The organism is Desulfovermiculus halophilus DSM 18834 (genome assembly GCF_000620765.1).
Lineage (GTDB): Bacteria > Desulfobacterota > Desulfovibrionia > Desulfovibrionales > Desulfothermaceae > Desulfovermiculus > Desulfovermiculus halophilus.
Genome location: NZ_JIAK01000033.1, coordinates 1 through 21,270, shown reverse-complemented (window position 1 = coordinate 21,270; position 21,270 = coordinate 1). Strand labels below are relative to the sequence as shown.

General features: G+C 57.3%; 20 protein-coding genes. 5 read left to right on the top strand and 15 right to left on the bottom strand.

Going from position 1 to position 21,270, the window contains the following annotated elements:
* Positions 1-484, bottom strand: a 484-nt coding sequence (locus tag N902_RS0112930) for an electron transfer flavoprotein subunit beta/FixA family protein (RefSeq protein ID WP_027370570.1), incomplete at its 3' end; no start/stop codon positions are given.
* A 239-nt stretch (positions 485-723) separates the two neighbouring features.
* On the bottom strand, positions 724-1,902 hold the full coding sequence (locus tag N902_RS0112925; protein WP_027371258.1) for an acyl-CoA dehydrogenase family protein: 1,179 nt from the start codon (positions 1,900-1,902) through the stop codon (positions 724-726).
* A gap of 775 nt (positions 1,903-2,677) precedes the next feature.
* On the opposite strand from N902_RS0112925, the gene N902_RS0112920 reads away from it, so the two are divergent.
* On the top strand, positions 2,678-3,004 hold the full coding sequence (locus N902_RS0112920) for an Lpp/OprI family alanine-zipper lipoprotein (RefSeq protein ID WP_027371257.1): 327 nt from the start codon (positions 2,678-2,680) through the stop codon (positions 3,002-3,004).
* 583 nt (positions 3,005-3,587) lie between these two features.
* Positions 3,588-4,466, top strand: a complete 879-nt coding sequence (locus tag N902_RS0112915) for a L,D-transpeptidase family protein (protein ID WP_161635190.1) — start codon at positions 3,588-3,590, stop codon at positions 4,464-4,466.
* Positions 4,467-4,571: 105 nt separating this feature from the next.
* Here the strand turns inward: N902_RS0112915 and N902_RS0112910 are convergent, their stop codons facing one another.
* From N902_RS0112910 to N902_RS0112885, 6 genes are all read right to left on the bottom strand, one after another.
* Positions 4,572-5,636, bottom strand: a complete 1,065-nt coding sequence (locus tag N902_RS0112910; RefSeq protein WP_027371255.1) for a hypothetical protein — start codon at positions 5,634-5,636, stop codon at positions 4,572-4,574.
* A 50-nt stretch (positions 5,637-5,686) separates the two neighbouring features.
* A complete protein-coding gene (locus N902_RS0112905; protein WP_027371254.1) occupies positions 5,687-6,079 on the bottom strand; it encodes a phage holin family protein in 393 nt (130 codons plus the stop codon).
* Positions 6,080-6,285: 206 nt separating this feature from the next.
* Positions 6,286-7,473: a GNAT family N-acetyltransferase gene (locus N902_RS0112900; protein ID WP_027371253.1), complete on the bottom strand. Its 1,188-nt coding sequence runs from the start codon at positions 7,471-7,473 to the stop codon at positions 6,286-6,288.
* A gap of 10 nt (positions 7,474-7,483) precedes the next feature.
* The gene (locus tag N902_RS0112895) at positions 7,484-7,792 is read right to left on the bottom strand and encodes a carboxymuconolactone decarboxylase family protein (protein WP_027371252.1); all 309 of its coding nucleotides are present in this window, start codon (positions 7,790-7,792) and stop codon (positions 7,484-7,486) included.
* 28 nt (positions 7,793-7,820) lie between these two features.
* Positions 7,821-8,876, bottom strand: coding sequence for a radical SAM protein (locus N902_RS0112890; RefSeq protein WP_027371251.1), 1,056 nt, complete (start codon positions 8,874-8,876; stop codon positions 7,821-7,823).
* A 101-nt stretch (positions 8,877-8,977) separates the two neighbouring features.
* Positions 8,978-10,270, bottom strand: coding sequence for a M14 family zinc carboxypeptidase (locus N902_RS0112885; RefSeq protein ID WP_027371250.1), 1,293 nt, complete (start codon positions 10,268-10,270; stop codon positions 8,978-8,980).
* A gap of 277 nt (positions 10,271-10,547) precedes the next feature.
* Here N902_RS0112885 and N902_RS0112880 point away from each other — a divergent pair, with 277 nt between their 5' ends.
* Both N902_RS0112880 and N902_RS0112875 read left to right on the top strand, forming a co-directional pair.
* Positions 10,548-11,921 carry an MBL fold metallo-hydrolase gene (locus N902_RS0112880; RefSeq protein WP_027371249.1) on the top strand — a complete coding sequence of 458 codons (1,374 nt, stop codon included), beginning with the start codon at positions 10,548-10,550 and terminating at the stop codon, positions 11,919-11,921.
* Positions 11,884-12,762, top strand: a complete 879-nt coding sequence (locus N902_RS0112875; RefSeq protein ID WP_279614665.1) for a nitroreductase family protein — start codon at positions 11,884-11,886, stop codon at positions 12,760-12,762. The genes N902_RS0112880 and N902_RS0112875 overlap by 38 nt, the downstream gene beginning before the upstream one ends.
* A 22-nt stretch (positions 12,763-12,784) precedes the next feature.
* Here N902_RS0112875 and N902_RS17870 read toward each other — a convergent pair whose 3' ends face one another.
* From N902_RS17870 to N902_RS0112840, 7 genes are all read right to left on the bottom strand, one after another.
* On the bottom strand, positions 12,785-14,062 hold the full coding sequence (locus N902_RS17870) for a B12-binding domain-containing radical SAM protein (RefSeq protein ID WP_051564577.1): 1,278 nt from the start codon (positions 14,060-14,062) through the stop codon (positions 12,785-12,787).
* Positions 14,063-14,161: 99 nt separating this feature from the next.
* Positions 14,162-14,527: a translation initiation factor Sui1 gene (locus N902_RS0112865; protein ID WP_027371247.1), complete on the bottom strand. Its 366-nt coding sequence runs from the start codon at positions 14,525-14,527 to the stop codon at positions 14,162-14,164.
* A gap of 356 nt (positions 14,528-14,883) precedes the next feature.
* A complete protein-coding gene (locus tag N902_RS0112860) occupies positions 14,884-15,849 on the bottom strand; it encodes a glycine betaine ABC transporter substrate-binding protein (RefSeq protein ID WP_027371246.1) in 966 nt (321 codons plus the stop codon).
* A gap of 24 nt (positions 15,850-15,873) precedes the next feature.
* Positions 15,874-17,022: an anaerobic sulfatase maturase gene (locus N902_RS17865; protein ID WP_051564581.1), complete on the bottom strand. Its 1,149-nt coding sequence runs from the start codon at positions 17,020-17,022 to the stop codon at positions 15,874-15,876.
* A gap of 51 nt (positions 17,023-17,073) precedes the next feature.
* Positions 17,074-18,606 carry a choline-sulfatase gene (gene betC / locus N902_RS0112850; RefSeq protein WP_027371245.1) on the bottom strand — a complete coding sequence of 511 codons (1,533 nt, stop codon included), beginning with the start codon at positions 18,604-18,606 and terminating at the stop codon, positions 17,074-17,076.
* A gap of 37 nt (positions 18,607-18,643) precedes the next feature.
* The gene (locus tag N902_RS17860; RefSeq protein WP_051564576.1) at positions 18,644-19,384 is read right to left on the bottom strand and encodes an IclR family transcriptional regulator; all 741 of its coding nucleotides are present in this window, start codon (positions 19,382-19,384) and stop codon (positions 18,644-18,646) included.
* A gap of 178 nt (positions 19,385-19,562) precedes the next feature.
* Positions 19,563-20,852: an NCS2 family permease gene (locus N902_RS0112840; RefSeq protein WP_027371244.1), complete on the bottom strand. Its 1,290-nt coding sequence runs from the start codon at positions 20,850-20,852 to the stop codon at positions 19,563-19,565.
* Positions 20,853-21,064: 212 nt separating this feature from the next.
* Here N902_RS0112840 and N902_RS20255 point away from each other — a divergent pair.
* Positions 21,065-21,270, top strand: a 206-nt coding sequence (locus N902_RS20255) for a hypothetical protein (RefSeq protein ID WP_034622821.1), incomplete at its 3' end; no start/stop codon positions are given.

Here is a 21,270-nt window from a genome sequence, read left to right as displayed (position 1 = left end):
CGATCTCCCGGCCCACCTTCAGCTTGGAATCATCCACCACCTCAATGGCGTTGACCAGGGAGGCGTACGGATAATCCAGCATGGCCGCCAGCATCCCCCCTACCTGGGCCGCGCCCTCGTCGGCCTGGGCTCCGGTCAGGATCAGGTCGTAACCGCCCTTTTCCACAACCCCTTTGAGTATCTTGGCCACACCCTTCCCGTCCGAGCCGGCAAAGGCATCGTCGGACAGCAGAATACCGTTGTCCGCGCCCATGGCCATCTCCCGGCGCAGGACCTCTTCCGAGTCCTCGTCGCCAACCGTGACCACGGTCACGCTGCCCCCCAGCTTGTCTCGTAACTGGATGGCCTCTTCCACCGCGTAGTTGTCCCACTCGTTGACCGAGTAAACCAGATCGTCACGCTCAATGTCGTTCCCGGCCGCGTTGATCTCGATCTCGTTCTCGGCCGTGTCCGGTACTCGCTTTACACAGACCAGAATGTTCATACGTCCTCCCCGCATTGGGTTTGATGGTTGCTGATCAGAGTACGGAATGCACCATCCAGGCTGGAGCGAACAGACGGCTCCCTCCGCCAATGTCAGCAGGTGTAATTGATAAGATATGTCTGAGATTAGACGCCATGCACATACATTTCTTTGCTCCTTTCGTCAAAAGCAGCCCGACATACAGCTGTCATCGGCCTGAACATGGCTTCTGAGCTGGCTTCGCCGCTCTCGCTGCAGTGCTAGGCGAACGCCGGATGTCCGGTGATGTGCCCGCCAAGAATCAGGGTGTGGATATCGTTCGTCCCTTCGTAGGTAAACACACTCTCTATGTTGGCCATGTGTCGGATTGGAGAATAGTCCAGAGATATGCCGTTCGCGCCGAGCATATCCCTTGCCGTCCGGGCGCACCGGCGGGCCGTGAGCACATTGTTCTTTTTGGCGAAGGAGATCTGGACATGAGACCCCTGGCCAGCATCCAGCAGCCGTCCCACCCTGTAGGACACCAGCTGCCCCTTGCTGATATCCATGAACATGTCCACCAGCTTTTGCTGGACCAGCTGGCAGGAAGCCAGATACCGGCCGAACTGCTTCCGTTCCCGGGCATAGGTCAAAGCCGTTTCGTAGCAGTCCATGGCCGCCCCGAGTGCCCCCCAGGATATGCCGTACCTGGCCTGATTCAGGCACATGAACGGGGCTTTTATGCCCTGGGCCTCGGGAAGCCTGTTCTCCTCCGGGACCCGGCAATTGACCAAGCCCAGCTCTCCGACCCCACCGGCCCGCATGGACCCCTTTCTGTCGATGTTGCTCTGGGTAAAGCCTTTTGTTCCCCGTTCCAGGATAAACCCCTTGACTTTGTCATCAGATGTGTCTCGAGCAAAGACGACAGCAATATCAGCTATATCGGCCTCTGTGATCCAGGTCTTGGTCCCGTTCAGAATCCATTCCCTGCCGTCTTTTTGGGCCGTGGTTTCCATAGAAACTGGGTCGGAGCCGTGGTTGGGCTCAGTCAATCCATAGCATCCGATGATTTCCCCTCTGGACAGCCGGGGCAAGTACTTCTTCTTCTGCTCTTCACTGCCGAAGCGCCAAATAGGATACATGACCAACCCGGAAGTAACGGCCACAAAGCTCCTGAGCGCGCTGTCCACCCGTTCAACCTCCTGGCATATGAGCCCAAACTCCACATAGTTTGCGCCCGGACATTCGTACTCCTGGGGAAGAAACGCCCCGAGCATTCCCAGCTCTCCCATTTGAGAGGCAATCGCCGTAAAGTTAAGCGGCTTTTCGGCATGAAAAGCTTCAGCAACTAGCGGCTCGATCTCTTTTGCCAAATAATCCCGGACCGCCTGCCGGATAAGCTTTTCTTCTTTGCTCAGCTCATCATCCAGATTGAAAAAATCGATCCCTTTAAATGTCATACCACGGTCCTCCTTGCTTCCGGAACTTACAAGCTGGTCCATCCTTGCATGCAGGAATTTTGCGTATTCTCAACTCAGGTGCACGCTGTCTGCGAGCCGGAAACTGCTCGCAATGCAGTCCTCTGTCTGTATTTGTATGAAAATAATGCTCTAAGGTCTTGTTTTTGTATGAAAATAATGCTCTAAGGTCTTGTTTTTACAGGATGTGTTATTTTCATGCTTCGTTGTGCCTGCGCTTTGGCAGGCATGTGGGTTTGTATGAAAATAATGCTCTAAGGTCTTGTTTTTACAGGATGTGTTATTTTCATGCTTCGTTGTGCCTGCGCTTTGGCAGGCATGTGGATTTGTATGAAAATTAGTTAATGGTTATCAGTATCCGATTGGGTAACCACTGCCAGTCGGTATCGGTATCGAAATCGTTTGTATGCTTGGTTAGCGAAAGCGTGCCCGCTCCGGGCATGTCGGTTTGTTCAGGGGACCTTGGGAAGGGGACTGAACGATTACGTCTGTCTCGTACTCGAGTTCCGGGTGCCGGTCAACGTGCTGTTCCCTTGTATTCGTTCAGGGGGCTAAACGGTTAGCTGCTTTTGCTATGGTGAACACCACGCACATCTTGGGCTCCAGGCGGAGATAATGCTTGACAAGCCGATATCCGCCATTTAATTTCCTAAAAAGATATGTGATTTGGGGCGAAGTTTGCCGTGACGACAGGAAGTCCTGTCCAGGTACAGGTTCGTCCATGGATTAACCGACAGATTCATCAAGGAGGTACACGATGAAGAAAATGATGCACACCAAATGGCTGGGGCTGGTATTCTGCGTACTTCTGGCCGGGGTATTCCTGACCGGCTGTGCCACGTCGTCCAAAATGGAGAACCTGCAGCAAAGGCTGCAGCAGGTGGAAGAGACCTCCAACCAGGCTCTGTCAACCGCCGAAGCAGCCCAAGTGGATGCCGAAGAGGCCAGAGACTACAGCATGAGCGCCGAGGAAAATGCTGAGATGGCCGAAATGGCGGCCCAGGACGCCCAGCAGTCCGCGGACAAGGCCGAACAGATGGCCGAAAAAAGCGAAAAGATCTTCGAGAAGCTGACCAGCAAATAACTCGTAAGCTGACCCACGGGTGTACACGGCTTTTGCTGTGAGCCCCGGGTGCACCCGTGGCAGCGACCTATTCAAAGCAAGGGGGCCAACCTTGAGCGGTGCAGCCCCCTTATTTTTGGCTCTTCGACACAGAAAGTGGAATTGCCTACATAAGAGTTTGCCGTCTCTTCTGTGTGCCGTGAGCGGCAGGCCCGCACATTTTCTTGGTCCCGCCAAAAGGGGGAAACCAGGCACTCACATGCATGATATGCTCAGTCCATCTGAAGGCAATGACCATCATGTGAGTGCCTGGAGGGGGCAGGGATCCCCCTTTGGCGGGGCTTAGAAAATACCGGGCCGAAAGTGGGCACACAGAAGAGACGGCAAACTCCAAAAATCCACAGGCTACGTCGAAGAACCTTATTTTTGCCCTAACGCCATGATCCCCTTTTTTGCCACTCCCACCCGGAGCCCCCGAACCAAAGCTTTACAACGCGAGCTGGAGATTACTTCCCGCGCTGCCGAGTGCAGGGGGCAAAAAGCGAAGTACTTTTTCCCTTCATTTGCAAGCCCCCTCCTGGCATCCATACTGTTTCTGTGCTGGATGCTTGCTGCCTCCGCCTCGGCCGCCGGCCCGGAATCCACGTATCGCATTCCACCGCCTGCCCCGGAACAGCATGCGGGCAAAGAGACCGGGACCGTGGTGGGGATGCCGGCGACCCACGTGGTCCGGGAGGGAGAGACGCTTTTGGATATAGCCCGCAGCCACGGCCTTGGATTTCTGGAGCTGCAGCGCCTGTACCCAGAAATCGACCCCTGGATTCCTCCAGTCGGCCGGGAGCTGACCATTCCCCGGCAATGGATTGTGCCTCCCAATGGTGCCGCGGAAATTGTGATCAACCTCCCGGAGCTCAGGCTCTATCATTTCAGGTCCAAGAAGGACGCCGAGCTGGTCACCACCTACCCCCTGGGCATAGGAACGACCGACAATCCATCCCCGGTGGGCAGATTCAAGGTAGGGGCGAAACGGAAAAATCCAACCTGGTACGTCCCCAAGTCCCTGGAAAAGAAATACGGAACCCAGGTCGTGCCTCCAGGTCCGGATAATCCCCTTGGAGATTACTGGATCAGCCTGGGGCAGTCCGGCTACGGCCTGCACGGGACCAATATTGCCTGGTCTGTAGGCCGCCTGGCCACCCACGGCTGCATCCGGCTCTATCCAGAACACATCCAGCCCTTATTCGCCAGGGTCCGGCCAGAGCAGGATGTGACCATCATCTATGAGCCCATCAAACTGGGGGTTGTCCACGGCAGGGTCTATGCCCAGGCCTATCCCGACATTTACGGCCGAATCGACGATTATGTGCACTACGCCTACCTAAAGCTCTCTTCATTTGGCGCGTACACCCTGGTGGATGTCGAGAAATACAGCCGGGTCATTGCCCAAAAAAACGGCAGGGCCGTGGATATAAGCAGTGAGTGACCCGCGGCATCCCCGGTCTTGCCCCCACGACCGGCCTTACAAGCCAGAATCTGCATATGACCTCCCTTTTTCTGCCCTGTTCGAGCTGAAAAGGGCGAGACCTCGTCATCCGGCTTGACCGGGAAATCCTTCCCGCATCCATTGGGCCAAACGCTCCGGCCTGGTGATGATCATATCGTTGTGCATGAGCTTTTGCAGAAAATAATCATCTGTTCTGTGATCCGGAACCACGTTCTGCCTGGTCACCATGCGCAGGACAGAGCAAAAATGCGGACTGTCCTCTCCCAACGGCGCACTGAAGCAGGAAAAGTTAAAGCTGGAGAGCTTCATCTCGTGCCAGACCCTGAGCACATGGCTCAAGCCCGCGGCCAGATCCCAAACATCCTGTTCAGACCAGTCCAAAAAGCTCTGCCGCCCGGGCCAAACTGCCAGGACCTCGTTTTGGCCCATGGGCGCGAAGGAGGTCATCCAGCAGGACTGGTTGATCCGTCCGATCCAGCGCTCCCCGCGATTCTTTTCCTCCTCCACCAGATCCAGCCAGTAGGATCTCCTGTTTTTAGCCCGGTACTCGGCGCTTTTTTCCAGAAGCTGGGCATGATGCGTGCTTGGTTCCGGACTGCTGAGGATCTGGAAATGGGGGTGCATCAGACTGGCCCCGGCCGGGAGCTGATAGTTGGCATTCAGGGTCGCATACCGCATGCGGGGATCATAGGCATGGCAGGCGCGCACAAAGTCCAGAGCAACGCTGAAGGCGTCCGCCAGGAGGTCTGGGGGAAAATCATCCAGGGTGCGCAGATGCTTATCCCCTACCCGGATCAAGCTGTGGTACGGGGCAACGGGAAAAAGGTTGGGGAACAAGGCTGCCTGCCCCTTTTCCAGGATCCCGGTGGGGATAAGGGCTTTAGGGTAGGTGGGCGTATGCTTTTTCCAGTCCGGGGGGCAGAGAAAACATCTCCCTCGGGTTGCCTCGGCCCTGTGTTTCAAATAATCGAAGTCGGTATCCGGAAAGGCGGCGGCTGCCTTATCCGCCAGGGCACTGTTGTAAATGCCTTGCCGGCCAGTCAGGGGGTCAAAGCGCACCTCCAGGGTTTGTCTGACCAGCTCCATATCGTGCAGGGGGCTGTGGAAGGCGGCTTCCTGGGTCTGGGTACGAAATTCAATGTTGGTCATGCCTACTCCTTTGTTCTCACCTCAGCGGTCTTGGCCCTGAGAAATCTGTTTTATTCCCAGCGCTCGCCCCGCTTTTTGAGCTCAATATACTCCACCTTGCCCTTGTCGCTGATAAAGGAACTCAGCAGCCAGCTGATCAGGGATATGATCAAGGCCCCGCCCAGGGCCGACCAGAAGCTGCTGACCTCCAGGCCGGGAACGACCCCGGAAACCATGAGCAGGAGAACGGCATTGATCACAAAAGTGAACAACCCCAGGGTGAGGATATTTATAGGCAGGGTGACCAGAATCAGCACCGGCCTGAACAGGGCATTTAAGATGCCCAGGAATGCCGCCGCCCCAAGGGCGGAGAAAAAGCTGCTGAGCTGGATCCCGTCGATGAGATAGGCACAGATCAAGATGGCCGCGGTCAGGGCCAACCAGCGGATAAAGATCCCGTTCATACATGGTCTCCTGTTGTGGTTCTCAAGCCGGACGCCGGGTCCCCGCCGTGGGGCAGAAGTTCTGTGTTTGTATAAAAAACTTTCATAGTTATTCGTTAATTGTTATCAGGATCTGATTGGGTAACCACTCTCAATCGGTATCGGTATCGAAATCGTTTGTCTGCTTGGTTAGCAAAAGCGTGCCTGCGCCTTGGCAGGCATGTGGGTTAATAGTTCTCCCTGGAGGCCCTTTTCAAGGGCAGCTCCCTGTTCAGCTCCAGGATGCGCTGGTTCTGAAACGTATTGAATTCCCGCAGAGACATGGCCATAATCTCCTGCATTTGTGGACTGTACATTTTGTGCAAACTGTAGTTGGGAACCAGCTCAAACCCTCTGTACAGCTTGTGTTCCCCGCCCATCCCCGGATCAAAACGCTCTATCCCCTGCTGAACAGCCCATTCAATGGGCTGGTAATAGCAGAGATTGAAATGCAGAAACGGGATCTCGGTCTGTCCGCCCCAGTAGCGGCCGAAGAGCTGCTTCCCTTTCCGGACCAGCATGGACATGCCCACCGGATCCCGCTGATCCCGGGCATAGGCGATCATCAAGACCAAGTGGCTCGTACAGTCCCGGGCAAGGCCGGAAAAGAAGTCTTCCGTCAAATACTTGCAGCTCCAGGGGAAATACCTGAGGTTGGTCCGGGCGTAGAAGCTGTACATCCACCTCAGGTGCTGTTCCTGAATATCCTGGCCGCATCGAATCTCTATCCGAATTCCCTGCTTGGCCAGACTGCTGCGTTCCCGTTTGATGGTTTTCCGCCGGCTGGACTTCAGCCGGGCCAAAAAATCGTCAAACCCGGCATACCCCGGATTGGTCCAGACAAAACCGGGATGGATCCAGGGGATAAAACCCTGCTCCTGCATCTCCCGCTCCCAGCCCGGGACAACGAAATTATAATGGCTGCCGCCGATGCCGCTGTCCAGGCACAACCGGTCTATCTCCTCCTGCATGAGAGCTGTAACTTCCCTGCGGTCTTGGCCCGGATCCAGCAGAAAGCTGTAGGCCCCAATGGGAGTAAACGGGCTCATACCCACGATCTTGGGAAAATACGGGACGTTCAGTTTGTCGGCCAACTGGACCCAGGGGTGATCGAAAACGAACTCCCCTTCGCTGCTCTGGTCCTTGATGTACAAAGGGGCTGCACCCACCAGCCGTCCACTCTTGTAGACAGCCAGATGGCGGGGCCGCCAGCCCGCTTGTAAAGAAACGGACCTGGACCTCTCCAAAAGGTGCAGCCACTGCCAATGCAGAAAAGGGGTTGGGGTCTCTTGGGCCAGCCTGTCCCACTCGGCCTGTCCCGCCTCCTGGATAGATGAGAGCCATGCAGTCCGATATCCCGCAGATACAGCCGGCATAGGGAACAGATCACTCCATGACATCATTGGCCCAGGACACAGCCGCGGCCACGTTTGGAAAGCCGATGGTCGAAATGAGCACGATGAGTGCGTGGCGGACCTCCTCTGGTGTCGCCCCCGCCTTCAGGGCACGCCTGGCGTGGCTGTGCACCGCGCCTTCGGAACGCATTGCCGCGGCTGCGGCCAATTGGATGAGCTGCGCCTGTTTCTCGTCCAGGGGCCCTTCCGCACGGGTCGCTTCTCCCAGCCGGCTAACCGACTTCATCACCTCTGGATAGTCTGTCTGCATCTTTTGATAGAATGTGGGCGTGTTTTCCATAGCAATCCTCCATGTAACCGATCGGTGTTTACAGCTGCAAAAACGTGGGAACGTATTGCCTGCACCGCAGGCCGTCCGCTATCAGCTCCAGAACCTGCTGCTTCTGCTCCGGAAACTTATAGCCTTCGTAGTCGTGGGACAACAGCAGCCCTCCGCTGCTGTTCCGCCAATAATTGGCCATGTGGTCGAAACACACTCTGGATGTCACCTCCAGGTTCTCCATGGTCAGCCTTAACTCCCGCAGCTGATCATGGGCGCTCAATAGCCGCAGCTCCCCCTTTGTGTATGCCTCGTACATGGGTGTCCCGGGCAGGGGCCGAAAAGGCCGGGAACGGATGTAGTGCGGGTTGATGGCATTTAGAACCCTGGCGGTTTCCCGGGCGTGGCTTTCCCATCGGTCGTTGCATCCCAATCCGGGCATCCAGTACTCCGAGACCTGAAACCCGGCCTGCACAGCCTTGCGCCCGCCTGTTATGTGCACTTCAGAATCGGCGCCTTTTTGGACCCGCCGCAACACCTCGTCGTCTCCGGACTCCAGCCCTATATGCACGCGGTCCAGTCCGGCCTCCCGGATGGTCCTGAGCTCTTCCTCCGTTTTGCGGGCAATGGTTCCGGAGCGGGCATAGGAGGTCACCCGCTGGATGGAAGGGAACCTGCGCCGCAGATGCCGCAGGGCGTCCACCAGATCCTCGGTTTTCATGGTCATGGTGTTCGCATCCTGAAGAAAGGCGGTTCCTGCTCCGGATATGAGCCAGGAAAGGAGCATGGACAACCCAGGATGATTTTCCAGATCCGGATGACGGCCCAAAAACTCTGCTATCGCCCCCCTGCGGACACCCTGCTCTCCGCGCTGGCTGCTGATCTCCAGGATCTCGTCGCAGATCGCGGCCATGGCGTCTATGTCCGCCTTGATCTCCTCCACCGGCCGCTTTGCAAAGGTCTCGGTCTTGTACATGGCGCAAAACGCGCACTTGTTCCACGGACAGTTGCGGGTAAACCGCAGCAGGAGAGAGTTGCTTCCTCCCTCGCTTGGCGGTCTGTATACCCCGGTTTCAAATGAATATTCTGCACGTCCCTGATTCATGGGTCCCCTCCCGGCCGTTTTTCGGCAGCGTCTCCTGATCAGCTGAGCCGGCGGGGTTGTCCCCGCCGGCCTCATCCCTGCCCCGGGCAAAAACAGCCATGCTAGCCCGCATCATGGACGATCCGGACCCGAACCGTTCCTGCCTGCTGCATGCATACCGGGATCATCAGATACAGCGAGCACGAATCTTCAAAGTTTTCATAACTCGCGCTTTTGCCGTGGACAAGAACGTCCCTGATAGTTTTTTGCCGCATGCGCAGGCAGAGATGAAAGTCCAGGGGAAGCTTTTCGCCGGTATACCGCACTTCAGCGGTCGTGGTCTCCGCATCCGGCATCTCCCGTTTCAGGATATCGAAATACAGCCGTTCCGGCCAGAGCTTCTCCCTGGACATCCGCCGCTCCCCGGGCGTTGTCCCCACCGGACGGACCGAAATCCGGAAGTCCCCGCAGATGATATTCGTTGGATAGCCTGGATCCTTTTCCCATGCAAACCTCTCATTTCCCATTTCCAGCAAAGCCTTGCAAGGAATCATTCCGCTCTCGCCCAGTCCCTGATCCGGCCCTATCGACCAGTGGTTGGTCTCCATGCCGAAGACCAGGGTATGCCAGCGCATGTATGCCGGGGCGCAGGTGTAATTTGTATACCCGGGCGGGCTGCCGGGCATATCATATGCCTCATAGGGGTTCTGCATCTGCAACAGAAAGACCTTTTCCTTGAGAAGGCTGCGGGGAAGCCTGCCGTCCGGCGCACCGAAGTAATAGGCACTGAGGTCTTCCAGACTGTGGATCTCATAGGGCCAGCCGGCCTCTTCTGCCCGCCTCTGCATCTGTTCCGCCACAAAGCGGTGAATCTGTTCATCCATGCCCCATTTGGTGGTATTGGCCGGTATAATGACCTCCATATCCCCGAGGTCATACTTTGATCCATCTGTTTTTCCCAGGCTGTGATAGTCGATCATCATATCCGGAACATATTCCGCGCACAGGGCTCCAAATATTTTCTTCTCCAGTTCGGTAATCCCGTACATACTGGAGTTGAACTCCTCGCGGACCATGCCCTCGGGGTTGAGCATAGGCGCAACCACCACAGTCTGCCGCTGCCTGACCTGCCTGGCTTCCTCGCTGGCCAGGTAGTTCAGGATCTCCGGACCGACAACCCGCGTTCCCTGTTCATGTCCGTGCCGGGCCAAGGTCACCACAGCCGTCTGCTTGTCCTGAGCCGGAACAGATCTGTCGGTGACCACAACAGCCGGGATCTCCCACCCTTCATTTTCGGAACGGCCCAGGACCTTTTTTTCGGCAATTTGGCTGTTGGTCTGCACAAATGCATCATACCAGGAATAGAGCTCCCGCAGTCCGTTTTCGCCTGTGGGCATGGAATTGAAAATAGCCATACTATGAACTCCTTATGGGATTGTACTCTGCTGAGCACGTTTTTTCATGAACAGGGAGGCGTGCAGCCATAAAAGCAAGCCGGGGGCTTGGCCCAGCTTGCGCAAGATGCACCCAGGGTTCTCTGTTTGTCAAACCCCTCTTCCCCATCGGCCTGCGCACCCCGGTTCATCCCCGCCTTGAACAGAGTATCGCGCATACTGCATATTGACATCCCGCAGCTTCGTGATGACCTAAAGAGATGTTTCGGCAATGAACCGCAAAACTCAAGGAGACGCTATGTTCTTGACCAAAGTCCGATCAGAGGGCCTGGCTCATCTCTCTTATATTGTGGGGGATAAGGGACAAGCGGCAGTCATCGATCCCAGGAGGGACTGCCAGGAATATATTGAGATTGCATACGCCCAGGGCACAGCCATTACCCATATTTTCGAAACCCATAAGCACGAGGACTTCATCAGCGGGGCCCAGGAACTCAGCCGACGGACTGGAGCCACCATCCATCACGGGGCAAACCTGGACTTCGGCTTCGGATCTCCGGTGCATGAGGACGATGAGTTCTTTGTCGGCAATCTCCTGCTCCGGGTCCTGGAGACCCCTGGACATACCGACGAAAGCATTTCCCTGGTCCTCACGGACACAACCACCGGCTCCAACCCGGTTGCTGTATTCACCGGAGACGCACTCTTCGTGGGGGATGTGGGCCGGACGGACTTTTATCCGGGACAGGAGGAGGCCAAGGCCGATCTGCTGTATGCCAGCCTGACGGAGAAGATCCTGCCCCTTGGCGATCATGTCATCGTTTATCCCGGCCACGGCGCGGGATCGGTGTGCGGGTCCGGGATGGCTGAACGGGAATTCTCCACACTGGGGCTGGAGCGGTTGAACAATCCCATGCTTCAGCTCTCCCGCTCCGACTTTGTTAAGCGCAAGAGCTTGGAAAACCATGTCAAGCCCCCGTACTTCTCCGTGATGGAGGAGTACAATGCCCGCGGCAACGCCCCCAGGCTTGACGAGTGCGCCCTGCCCACTCCCATGGCCGTCGACGACTTTGCCCAGGCCAAACAGGACGGCATGCAGGTTGTGGATCTTCGGATGCCGGAAGCCATTGCCGGGGCCCTGATCCCTTCCAGTTTGGCCATTCCCTTGAGCATGATCCCGGCTTATGCCGGTTTCTTCCTTAAGCCCAGCCAGAAAATCGGCTTGATTGTGGACAGCTACGAGCAGGTCAAAACAGCCATGCGCCACTTTCAGCGCATCGGGCTGGACCATGTGATCGGCTTTATTGAAGAGGGCCTGCATGCCTGGGAAGCGAGCGGACGGTGCTTTGAGCGCATTCCCACGGTCCACGTCCGGGACGTCGTCCGCCGCATCCAGAACGAAGACAAGGTGACCATTCTGGATATCCGCAAGGAAAACGAATTCCAGGCCGGCCATCTGCGCGGATCGATGCATGTCTTCCTGGGCCATCTGGAAGAGCGGCTGGAGGAAATCCCCAAGGACCGTCCGGTGATCACCTTCTGTGGAAGCGGCCGGCGGGCTATTGTGGCTGCGTCCGTACTCAAGAAGCACGGATTCGAGGAGGTGGAGAACTGCCTGGGCTCGATGCAGGCCTGTGCGGCAAACGGCTGTCCGGTGGTCAGCTATTCGTAAGAAAAGCTTGGGGTCCCTCTTGTGCGGGGCCAAACAGAAAGGAGAAAAAATGAATACTGTACAGATCGATTCCGAGAATTGCATGCAATGCGGGATGTGCGTCCAGGCCTGCCCCTTCGGGGTTTTCACCTCCACTGAAAGCGGCGTGCCCGAGGTGGTGCCCGGAGCTCAGGAGGGGTGCATAGCCTGTGGGCACTGCATCGCCCTTTGTCCCGGGGAGTGCATAACGCTTAACGGCATGGGGGCTGAAGACTGCGACCAGGTGGACACGGACCGGGCGGTGACCAAGGACCAGGCGGTCCAGCTCTTCCGCAGCCGGCGGTCCATCCGGGCCTACAAGAGCCAGCCTGTGGACCGAGAGCTCCTGGAGGAGTTGCTGGACCTGTCCAGATGGGCTCCGACGGCCAAAAACGTCCAACCGGTCAACTGGATTGTGCTCCAAAACCCGGAGGATATCTTCCGCCTCTCAGGTATGGTCGTGGACTGGATGCGGAGCAAGGACATCCAGGAGAATGTGGTCCGGACCTTTGATCAGGGAGTGGACATCATCCACCGCGGGGCCCCCTGCCTGCTGGTTGCTCACGCGTCCAGGGACGGCATCAAGCCGGTCGAGGACTGCTCCATCGCCACGGCCAGCATCGAAGCCGCGGCTCCGGCCTTCGGTCTTGGGGCCTGCTGGGCCGGATTCTTCATGGCTGCGGCCAACCAGCACCAGCCGATCATCGACTTCTTCAGCCTCCCGGAAGGGCACGCCATATATACCGGTTTGATGCTCGGCTATCCGAAGTTTACCTATACCCGGATCCCGCCCCGGGAGAGTCTCAAAATCGAGTGGCGCTAGCGGGCAACCGCCGGTATCCCGGCTAGGGAAGGACAAGGCCGGGGCGCTCTGCACTCCAGGCCCGGACGTACTCCGGAAGCCATTCAGACAACTCCGGATTGAGGTAGAACCTGGGATGCAGCAGGGGATCTTGTGGACGAATGAGGCCTTCCTCCCGGGCCTGCCCGGCCAGACGGGTAGCCGGATAGATCCGGATACCGACGGTGATCTTCAGGGCCTCCAGATGCAGGGACTCGGCAAACTCCAGGCTCTGCTCCACGGTTTGCCGAGTTTCCCCGGGGCCGCCCAGAAGAAGAAACCCCATGCGCCGGATACCGGCCGCAGCCAGACAGTCCGAGCTGTGCCGGACTTCATCCGGGGTAAACCGCTTGTTCAAGGCCGCAAGGATGGGCGGACTGCCGCTTTCAAATCCCAGGCTGACCTGAGAGCAGCCGGCCCGGGCCATGAGCTCGGCCAGCTCCCGATCCATGTATTTGGGATAGACAATGGCGCACCAGGTCAGGTCCAGGCCGGTCCGGATCATCGACCGGCACAGCTCTTTGGCATACCGCCGGGGTAGATTGAAGGTGTTGTCTACAAAAAAGACGCGCCGCACCCCGGATTTTTGAAAATCGAGCAGGTTGGCCGCCACCGCGTCCGGATCCCTGTGCCGAATGACCCGGCCCTCAATGCTCCCGGTTGAACAGTAGCTGCAATCCAGAGGGCATCCGCGCCGGGTCTGATAGGGCATCCAGAACGTCTCGTCCAGGACCCTGGACCGCTCGAGCCTTTCCGGACCAGGCAACGGACAGGAATCCAGGTTAGAGGTCAGCCTCTTCAGCCCCGCTGCTCCGATGCGGGGCAGATGCAGTCCCGGGACCTGCTCGTACCTGCGTGTACCCTCCATGGCCTGGAGCAGGGCTGGAAGAGCGATTTCACCCTCTCCGGCCAGACCCATGTCCGCCTCCAGATAGTCCAGCCCGCTGTCCGGAAAGATGCTGTATCCCGCTCCCCCGACAATCACCGGCACAGAGGTCAGCCGCCTTATCCCCCTGACCACTTCCCTGCTTTTTCGGAGAAAAAACTGGGTATTCTTCCTGGACTGATCGTCGATATTCCGGATGGAAATGCCCACGGCATCGGGCTGGAAGTCATGAACCATGCTCTCCAGAGCAGCCCAGGGGTCCGGGTGCTCGAACATGTCCATCGTCATCGCCTGGTGCCCGCTGTTCTGCACCGCTTCAGCCACCAGATGCAGCCCCACAGGATAGACCGGCATGTTCACTGATTCTGTATTCGGGGAAACCAAGAGAATTTTCATACCCCCTCCTGCACCGACCTGGCCTCATTCACGCTCCGGGGCCGATCCTTGAGATCAGTACGCATGTCCCCTCACACCAACAGCAAGAGCATATTTCCTTCACCCCCCGCTGCGCTTGACGGTGAATCCTTCTTTCTTTAGCTCCTCGACCAGCAGGTTTCGGTGATCACCCTGAATCTCGATCACCCCGTTCTTCACCGTCCCGCCGCTGCCGCATTTGTTCTTCAGCCGCTTGGCCAGTCCGGCGAGCTCCTGGCCCTCCAGGGGGAGTCCGCTGATAATGCTTACTCCTTTGCCCTTGCGGCCCTTGGTCTCCCGCCCCACCCGCACGATCCCGTCCCCGGCCGGGGTAGCCGTCTTTGTTTTGCATCCGCAGTCCGCCTGTGCCCGGCCGCACCCCGGACACATCTTTCCGTCCTCTGTTGAATAGACAGGCCTGGCGTTTCCCTGGTGCTGCATGCTCATAGTCGTTGCCCTGCTCCCTTCTGTCTTGTATGAAAATACTGTTATAAGTTATCGGTTAATAGTTATCAGGAGCCGATTGGGTAACCACTCTCAGTCGGTATCGGTATCGGTATCGGTATCGAAATCGTTTGTATACTTCGTTAGCTTAAGCGTGCCTGCGCCTTGGCAGGCATGTGGGTTTGTACCAGGTTTTCCTGAACCGGGCTTCAATCCTTGCGTATTTTCCAGACGTTGACAACATCAGGACCACCTGCTGGTGTCCTGTCAGTGCTTTGCCCGGATACAACGACAAAGGCCCTGATCGTGCTGATCAGGGCCTTTGTGACTCTCAGGAATCTGATGTTCCCGGAACAATACTACTTGAACTCAGCCCGGAGCACGTCCCTGGCCCGCTCGCCGTCAACTGAGGTCACCCCGTAGGTCCACATGGCGATCACATCCATGTTTTCCTGTATCCACTTCCTGGCCACTTCCTCCTGGTCCTTGTTCGCATAGGAGAAATCGTAGATCCACTTGCTCTGCCATTCCGGCAGGACCTTGATCTGGTCCAAGAAGGTGACCACATTGGGATGGGTCTCTTCAAATCCGGCATGAATGACTGTCCACACATCGGTGTTCCTGCCGTGCCCTGGCCAGATTTCTTCAGGATCTTTCAGGAACTTGAGATCCCACTCAATGACCATCCAGTGCGGCTCCCAGGCCTGGAAGACGATCCATTTGTTTTTCCTGGCCGCCCGTTCCACCTGGCTGAGCATGCCGCTGGTGCTGCTGGGAACAAACTCCCAATCTCCCAGGCCGTAGGTGTCCTCCTCAATGGCCTGGGTGGTGATCTTATTGCCCACATTGCCCGCTTCTATGCCGTAGAGCTCTGGCTTGCCGTTGCCGTTTAAGTCAAACTTGTCCCGGAACTCCGGCTTGTCCAGATCGGACATTGACCGCACTCCGGCATCCCACACATACTCCGGCACTCCATGGCAATACGTGGTCTGATCCAGGTTCTGGCTCAGCTTGGTGATCACACCCTTGTCCAAATACTTTTCCATGTAGGTGATCTGATTCGGCAGCCAGCACCCGAGAAAGGCATCCAGATTGCCGTTGGCCACGCCCATCAAGGTCGGCGCTACGCCCAGCTCCATGACCTCGACATCATAGCCGAGTGTCTCCAGGACCTGCTTGGCGATCTCTGTCTTTACGGTCACCCCCGGCCAGCTGATGCTGCCCAGCTTGATCTGGGGCGTGTCTGCGGCATGGGTGGGTGGCGCTGCAAAGACACAGAAGACAAACAGCAGAATACAGACACTGAGGTTTTTGAATGGTTGCATACATCGGCCTCCTCGTTTTGTGGTTCAGACCCGCCCTTTGGGGTATGAGCCAGGGTATGGTTGAGTGTCCCGGATAGAACGGGCGAGCATTTCGAACCGTTCACGGGTTTCGGAAAAGAAGAACTTCCAACCGGGACATAACCAGCTTTTTTCTCGCGATCCATTGCGCATGTTGTGTCGAAATTTCAAGCAGTCGCCCATACACAGGTCCTTGTGCCCGCACACATCGCAGTCCGGGTTCCACTCCTGCTTCAAGGAGGCAAATTGCCGGGCGATGGGCGAATCCTGGGCTTCAGACCAGGACATGTCCATGATGTTTCCTATCTTGTACTCCGGAAAGACAAAGAAGTCACAAGGGTAAATATCGCCATTGTATTCGACCACAAAGTAATGATCGCATTTGGAAGCAAAGCAGCAGTCGACGGCCTGCCCGTACACGAGCTTGGACAGAATGGTTTCAAACAGGCGGACCGAAACTCGGGTTCGGTCATGGGCCATCCAGGCCTCAAAGATACTGAGCATGAACCTGCCCCACTCCGGACCGCTGACTGAAAACGGCTGCAGCCGGCCCTGATCGTCGAACTCCACGCAGGGGACAAACTGGATGAAGGTTAGCCCTTGCCTCTTCAGGTACTCGTAGACCTCAAGGGGTTTATGCACATTGGCCTGACTGACCAGGACCAGGGCATTCACCGGGACCCGGTGCTCCTGCAGGACCCGGATGCCCTTCTCGGCCAGATGGTGGGAGGGCCTGCCCCCCGGAGCCTTCCTGTACGTATCGTGCATCCCGGCCGGCCCGTCCAGGCTGCACCCGAGCAGAAAGCGATAGGAGGCAAAAAGAGAGGCCAGCTTGGGGGTGATCAGGGTGGCGTTGGTCTGGACGCTGTTGGCTATTCGCGCCCCTGTTCGCCCGTACCTCTTCTGCAGCTCAATGGCCTGCTGGAAGAAATCGTGGCCCATGAGGGTGGGCTCGCCGCCCTGCCAGATCATGGAGTATGCCGGCTGGCTGGTGGCCATATAACTCTGGATCAGCCGATCCAGAACATGATCCGGCATCCTGTGCCTGGCTGTTTCCGGATACAAATCTTTTTTCCGCAGGTAAAAGCAGTAGTCGCACTCCAGGTTGCAGTCCGCGGATGCCGGTTTGATGAGCAGAGAGAATGGAGGAGTCATGGCTGTGTATGTCGGGCCGAAGGGAAGGATTCCCAACGGCCCGGCTGAGGTCTATTTTTTGGAATCGATCCTGGCCCTGCCTTCCACGTCATTTAAGTCCAGGTGGTTGCGCATGTATTTGATGGATGCGTCGTGAACGGGCTGAAAGTCCCAGGGTGTGTGTTTCCCGGTCATATGGGCGCTAAACACCAGACGCCTCCGGTCCTGACTGGCCAGGACAGCTTGGTGGACCTTCTCCGGATCCTGATGGTCAAGGACAACCTGGTGCAGCTCTTTTTCGATCTGGCTGTACTCCGGGCTGCCGGCCAGGTTGGTCAGCTCCTCGGGGTCGGAGCGCAGATCGTACAGTTGCGGGGGATCCGGCTGGCTGTAGATGTACTTGTAGCTCTCCCTGCGGACCATGAAGCAGGGAGCTATGGCCCCCTCGCCCAAGAACTCGGAGATCACCGTCCGGCTTTCCGCCCCGTCCCCGTTCTCCAGCAGGGGGACCAGGCTTTCCCCGTCCATGGTGTCCGCCGGCTCTTTCAGATGCGGATCATCGCTCACATCCAGCAGGGTGGGCAGCAGGTCAACCAGGGAAACCGGTGTATCCACACGCTTGGCCCCAAACCGCTTGGGGGCATGGACGAGCAGGGGCACCCGGGCTGAGCCCTCAAACAGGGACATCTTGAACCACAGCCCCTTCTCTCCCAGCATGTCCCCATGATCCGCGGTGAACAGGATGATGGTGTCCTCCTTCATCCCGGTGTCGTCCAGGGCCTTGAGCAGCTTGCCGATCTTGTCGTCGATATAGCTGATCTGGCCGTAATAGGCCCGTCTGGCATTCTTGATGTCTTCATTGGTGATCTTGGTCACATCGGCCTGGTACGCGGCCCGAAGCCTCCGGCTGTGCGGGTCCAGTTCCTGATCCGGGAGGGTGCCCACCCGGGGCAGATCAATGGACTCGTGGTCGTAGCGGTCCCAGTGCTCCTTGGGGCAGTTGTAGGGATCGTGGGGATCGGTGAAGGAGCAGACCAGGCAGAACGGACGGTCATCGTCGCTTCTGGCCACGTCGTATATCTTGCGCACCGCGTAGAATTCCGTCTCATCGTCGAAATCGATCTGATTGGTCCGCTCACAGGGCCCGGCCTGGGTGATGCTGGACATGTTGTGATACCACCAGTCGAAGCGGTGCTCGGGATGTCTCCAGTCCGGGGCCCAGCCGTGGTCGGCAGGGTAGACGTCCGTGGTCAGGCGCTCTTCAAAGCCGTGCATCTGATCGGCGCCCACGAAGTGCATCTTGCCGGACAGGCAGGTCTGGTATCCGTTGACCCGCAGGTAATGGGCAAAGGTGGGGATGTCCCCGGGAAATTCGGCCCCGTTGTCGAATGCTTCTATCCGCGATGTATGCTGTCCGGACATCATGGAGAACCTGGACGGGGCGCACAGGGGATTGTTGCAGTAGGCGCTGTCGAAGACCACGCCGTCCTCAGCCAAGGAATCCAGATTCGGGGCCTGGACCACCTGGTTGCCGTAGCAGGGCAATGCCTGGGCTGCGAGTTGGTCGGCCTGGATAATAAGAATGTTCGGCCGTTTGGATTGCATACTCCCTCCAAGGTATATTTTTGGTTCAACGTCTTTGTCAGGGGTTTATAAATGACTCGATCTCGGCCCTGGCTGAATGCAGCTTATCCGCGATTCGGTCCCCGAGTCCGGGAACCCGCTCCAGCCTAGCCGGCATAACCCCCACTCCCAGAGTCATGGCCACCTGCCCCGATTCGTACAGCGGAACGGCGAACCGGCGCATGCCGGGGAAAAAGATGCCCCGGTCGTCTAGAAAGTCGCTTCTGCGGGCTTGATGCAGCACGTCCTTTACTTCCTTTAGCTCCAGCATCGCCTCATGCCGGCTCATCTCCTGAGCCAGGAACTCTTCATCCTGAACCTGTTCTTCGGACATGAAAAAAACCGCGCCCAGGACGGAAATATGCAGAGGCAGGCTCTTCCCTGCCTGCCACAAGGCGGGCGAGTCAGGATCCACAATGCTTTCCAGACAGAACAGTCGCTGGTCTATGCAGGTAAAGAGATTGACTGAAGCGCTCAAGTCCTTGTGCAGCTGCTCCATGCAGGAGCGGATAATCTGTATCGGCGTGTTCTTGGCCGCCATGCACCGGCCCCAGAAATAGGTCTTTCTTCCCAGGGTATAGCGGCCGGATCCGTTTTTTTCCAAAATCCTTTCCCGGGTCAGCTCTTTTAAGATCTTGTTCACAGTGGATGGGCTGGGATGGGACAGGAGGGCCGCGATATCGGAAAACCGCAGTCCATGCTCGCTTTTGCTCACCGCGTCGATGACCTGGACGGCCCTGGAAAGTATGGATGCACTCATAAAAACTACACAAATACGTAGTGTGGTATCGATATAGATAGCAAAATATCAAGGGTTCCCCGATCTGTCAAACAAGGGCTGACCACGAAGCACTGACGTTGCTTCGCGCAAGAAGACTTTTGTTCAGCGAGAGGAATGAGCCTGAGCGCAAACCCAGAATATTAGAGGATGGGTCGTTCTACCCCACGATGAACTTGATCAGGAACAGTCCGGACACGGTCAAAACCGAGGGGCTCAGATCCCTGAGCCGGAAGCTCAAGGTCTTGATCAGGGCATAGGAGATGAAACCGAAACCGATGCCTGTGGCGATGGAGAAGGTCAAGGGCATGGCCAGCATCGTGATCACCGCCGGGATATATTCGGTGAGGTCATCCCAGTTGATATCTTTGAGATTTTTGGCCATCAGACAGGCCACAAAGACCAGGGCCGGGGCAGTGGCGTAGGAAGGGATCGCTCCGGCCAGGGGAGCAAAGAACAGGGAGAGCAGAAAAAGGACGGCCACGGTCACGGCGGTCAGCCCGGTCCGTCCTCCGGCTTCAACCCCGGCCAGGCTCTCCACATAGCTGGTTGTTGTGGATGTCCCCAGGACCGATCCGGCTATGGTGGCCGAGCTGTCCGCGAAAAGGGCATTCTTCAGTCGGGGAAGGCGGCCCTGCTTGTCCACCATGCCCGCGCCCTGGGTCACTCCGACCAGGGTGCCCGCGGAATCGAACAGATCCGTGAGCACAAAGGTAAAGATAACAGCCAGCAGGCCCATTTCCAGGGCCCCGGGAACATCCATCTGCAGCAGGGTTGGGGCCAGGCTCGGAGGCCTGGAGACAAAACCAGGGACTGGGGTGAGCTGCAGCATAACCCCCGCGCCTGTAGCGGCCAGGATGCTGATCAGGATGGCCCCCGGTATACGGCGGAAGTGCAGGGCCGCCATCAAGGCGAAAGCGAGGACCGAAAGCACGACAGTGGGCTCGGTCAAGGAACCGGCACTGACCAGGGTGCTGGGATGGGCAACGATAATACCAGTATTTTTCAGCCCGATGATGGCCAGAAAAAAGCCGATGCCTCCGGCGATGGCCACCTTCAGTGTCCTGGGGATGGAGTTGATCAGCCATTCCCTGACCGGCAGAATGCTCAAGACCAAAAAGACGACCCCGGAGATAAAGACCGCCCCCAGGGCGGTCTGCCAGGCCACCCCCATGCCCAGAACCACGGTATAGGTAAAAAACGCGGTCAGCCCCATGCCTGGAGCCAGGGCCACGGGATAGTTGGCCACCACTCCCATGATCAGGGTTCCGATAACAGCGGCAAAACAGGTGGCAACAAACACCGCCCCCTTGTCCATGCCCGCATCGGCCAGAATAGATGGATTGACGAAGATGACATAGGACATGGTCAAGAATGTGGTCACCCCGGCGATCACTTCCTGCCTCACCGTTGTCCGGTTCTTTGTCAGCTGAAAAAAAGAGTCCAGCATGGCGTCTTCCTCCTGTGCATAGGCCCGGAGATCATCGTTTCCCAGCCACAGGGGACAGGTACACAAAACCCGCACCAAGGACAAGAGCACAGCCCCGGGATTCAGCGGTCCTGAGATTCACCAATTGGTAACAGTTTAGCCCTTTGAAAAATCTGCCAACAAGAAGCAAAAATTAACTGGCGTCGGAGGGAGAGATTTGATACCTTCTCTCCATGGCCGATCAGAAGATTATTTTTAAGTTCCGTTCCCGTGAGTATTCAGAAAATGACCTGAAAGCAATCCGCCAGGTCATCTCTGAGAATTTTCATCTGGGACGGACCCAGATATCATGCATCCTGGCCCAGACCTGGGAGTGGAAACAGCCAAACGGGAAATACAAAGAGTTTGCTGTCAGAGACACTCTTCTTCGCATGCAGGA